General features: G+C 62.7%; 3 protein-coding genes and 1 pseudogene. All 4 read right to left on the bottom strand.

The window, feature by feature from the left end; genetic code table 11:
- On the bottom strand, nt 1-232 hold a 232-nt coding region (locus CYU59_RS27510), incomplete at its 3' end, for a hypothetical protein (RefSeq protein ID WP_293004444.1).
- A 29-nt stretch (nt 233-261) separates the two neighbouring features.
- On the bottom strand, nt 262-1152 hold the full coding sequence (gene istB / locus CYU59_RS27505; protein ID WP_082275278.1) for an IS21-like element helper ATPase IstB: 891 nt from the start codon (nt 1150-1152) through the stop codon (nt 262-264).
- Nucleotides 1149-2825 (bottom strand): IS21 family transposase, encoded by a 1677-nt coding sequence (gene istA, locus CYU59_RS27500; protein WP_055578112.1) that lies wholly within the window; start codon nt 2823-2825, stop codon nt 1149-1151. Before istA ends, istB begins: the two co-directional genes overlap by 4 nt.
- 302 nt (nt 2826-3127) lie before the next feature.
- Nucleotides 3128-3323, bottom strand: a pseudogene (locus CYU59_RS27495) (IS110 family transposase); the annotation flags it as partial.

The raw sequence follows: 3323 nt of genomic DNA, 5'->3' as shown, positions 1-3323 counted from the left end.
TGCATGCCCCAACTGCACGATGATCAGAACCTAGATCGAGTTGGTTGCTCGCACCGGCGCGTATAATGTGAAAGGTGTCGCTGACCATAATGTAATCCAGTCGTCTTCGAATCCCTAAGCTACTCTCGAAAGTCCATACGTCCTTCCATGGAAGGTCTGCGTCGTCATTAGTACTGGTCAGCTTGTTTTCCGAGGCAAATCCCATGAGCAAATCGCTGCGCAGTCCAAGCATAACCGGACGCAGTCGGCCATCTCTCTATGTCAACCTGACTCAGGACCACTGTGACGGCTTGATTCGGGACCACCTCGGCGAGGAGGTGGTGGCTCAGGCGTCTTCGTAGGCTGTGATCGCGAGCTGCTACCGCGGGTATGGCTGAGCCGGTATGAGGTGGTGCCGGTTTCGATGATGGTGCCGTGGAAGGTGAGTCGGTCGACGATCGCGGCGCAGAGTCGGGGGTCGGTGAAGGTTTTGGTCCAGCCGGAGAAACTCTCGTTGGATGCGATGGCTACTGACGCCTTTTCCTCGCGTTCAGTGAGTACTTGGAACAGCAACTCCGCGCCCCGGCGGTCGAGTTCCATGTAGCCGAGTTCGTCGATACATAAAAGATCGACGCGGCCGTAGCGGGCGATCGTGCGGGCGAGTTGCTTTTCATCGGCGGCCTCGACGAGTTCGTTGACCAGTTTGGTCGCCAGTGTGTAGCGGACGCGGAAGCCTTGCTCGGCGGCGGCGGTGCCCACACCAATGAGCAGGTGGGACTTGCCGGTGCCCGAGTCGCCGATCAGGCAGAGCGGGTCGCCTCGGCGTATCCAATCGCCTTGGGCGACGGTATGTACGGTGGCGGCGTTGATGTTTGGGTTGGCGTCGAAATCGAAGTCGCCCAACCATTTCTGACGTGGAAACCCGGCCGCTGCGACTCGCCGCAAGGTGGATCGGCGGTCCCGGTCATCGCATTCGGCCAGGAGCAGTTCGGCGAGGAAGCCGTGGTAGGTGAGCTGTTCACGCTCGGCGACTTTCACTGCTTCGTCGATCACCGCACGCACGGTCGGCAACCGCAGGCGTCGGCATGCGGAATCGACGGCGGCTTGGGCCGCTTGTGGGGTCATCCCGCGTTGGCGGCGCAGGGTGTTGGTGACTTTCGTGGCCGTGCTCATGATCCAGTCGTTCCTTCCATTCCGTCACCGGGTGGCGGTGTTGGGGGTCTGCGTTGGAGCAGCTCGTCGTAGGCCGCGACGTCAGGCAGCGGCCGGGTGTCGGGTGGCAGGCCGGCGATCACGGTCGCTGGATCAGCCAGGCGGCGCTGGGTCAGACTGACGACCCGGTAATCGACGGTATTGGCATGGTTACCGGCGTGACGGTCTGATTCGAGACCACCACCGGCGGCATGCAGGCGTGCTTCGACCGCGACCACATCCGCTGAAACGGCACCGACCGACAGGGCGGCGTGGATCCCGGCGATCACATCGGTAGCGCGCATGCTGCGGTGCAGCAGCAGCACGTCGATTAGCGAGCGAGTCCCGCCAGCATCGCCGTCGACGCGGCGGGCCTGCTGCCAGAACGCCTCGTGCGCTGCGGTGAAAGTGCCGGCGGCGCGGGCCTGAGCAAGCGCGGTGGAGCCGGGCAACGCGCCGGGTTTGCAGTGCAACACCTCCAGATAGTGGTCGAGGTTGATCGATTGCCCGTTGCGGGTCGTGACGCGTTCATGGCGTGCGGCGATAGTGCGGCCGTCGAAGACGACCAACTCCGAGGCCCGCAGCGACACCCTGACTTTGCGTCCGATCAACCGGGCGGGAACCGAGTACTTCGCCGACCGCGCCGTGATCAGCGCCGACCGGTCCACCCGTGGATGCAGCACCAGCCCCGGGTCGAACCGCTCGGCAGGCAGAGCGGCGAGATGTTCTCGTTCGGTCTGGAAGTCCTGGCCCACGGTGTGCAGCCGGCCGGTGACCCGCCGATGATCCTCACGTGCTTCGCAGCGGCGGATGTAGTCGTTGAGCTCTGACAGCGAGTCCACTTCCGGCATGGGCGTGAGCCAGGTGCGGCGGAAACGTCCGATCTCGCCCTCGACTCCGCCTTTCTCGTGGGCGCCTTTCACTCCCGGCTGGCAGTAGAACGGGTCGAACCCGTAGAACGATCTGAACAGCACCCACCGGTCGTTCTCGACCCTGCCCCGACCGCGGCCGAACACCACCGAGGTGACCGCAGACTTCAAGTTGTCGTAGCGGATATGGCGCACCGGGATGCCGCCGATCACGTCGAATGCTTCGATGTGGCCTTCGAGGAACGCCTCCTGCGACTGAGTCGCATACACCCGATGGACTGCCTTGCCGGACATCGACATTCGGAAAACGAACATGTAGCAGCGGGTTCTGACACCAGCGAGGATGACGTGAACCTCGCCGAAATCAACCTCAGCTTCAGCGCCGGGCGGGTGTTCCTGCGGCACGAACGCTTCCTGCGCCTGCTTACCGGACTCGGCGATGATCTCCGCACGACGGACCCGGACATAGTCACGCACCGACGAATACGACACATCCTCAACGCCGTGTTCATCGGCCAGACGATTGCAAATCCTTGTCGCAGTGTGGCGTTGCTTGCGGGGCGCATCCAGATCGGTCCGCAGCATCGCATCAATCGCAGGTTTGAGCGGGCCCAGTTTCGGCGACTCCCGCACCGGTGTCTTCCGCCTCGGCGGCTCCGGATTCGCCAACGCGTGCCGGACCGTATCCCGGCCAACCTTGTACTTACGAGCAAGCGCCCGAATACCCAAACCCTCGACCCGGGCGTCCCTACGTATCTGGGCGAACAGCTCCACACGACTTCCCATCCGGAACCCTCCGACAGCGAGCCAATAATCGACACGCCAACCGTCGAGGGTGGTCCTGAATCAAACCGTCACAACACACCGGTCTGAAAGAAGGTGGTCCTGAATCAGGCCGTCACACCGGTCCTGAATCAAACTGTCATAGCCAGGGGGTTAGCAACAACGAGGTAAGGGTGAAGAGAACAGGAGTGGTGAAGAGGAAGAGAGGCGCGGGCCGGGTGTCACCGCCTGACACTTAGGCCCGCTAGTTAGGTTGGCTTGAAGGTGCGAGTGTGGCGCGCCAGGTGCTGAGCATTGCTCCTATGTCAAGCCGCGGTGGTTTGGCCTGTGTGGTGGCGTGTTTGTTCGTCGGCGTGTAAGCGGTTGTAGACGACTCGTGCTAGGCGTCGTTTGAGGCAGCGCAAAGCTTCTTTGGTGGAGTCGCCGTCGGCGAGTCTCATCCGGTAGTAGGCGTGTCCTGGGCTGTCGACGAGGCGGATCTGGGTTAGTGCGATGCGGTGC

The organism is Mycobacterium sp., from assembly GCF_002863225.1.
In the GTDB taxonomy this organism is placed as follows: Bacteria; Actinomycetota; Actinomycetes; order Mycobacteriales; family Mycobacteriaceae; genus Mycobacterium.
This window is presented reverse-complemented; position numbering and strand designations above follow the sequence as displayed.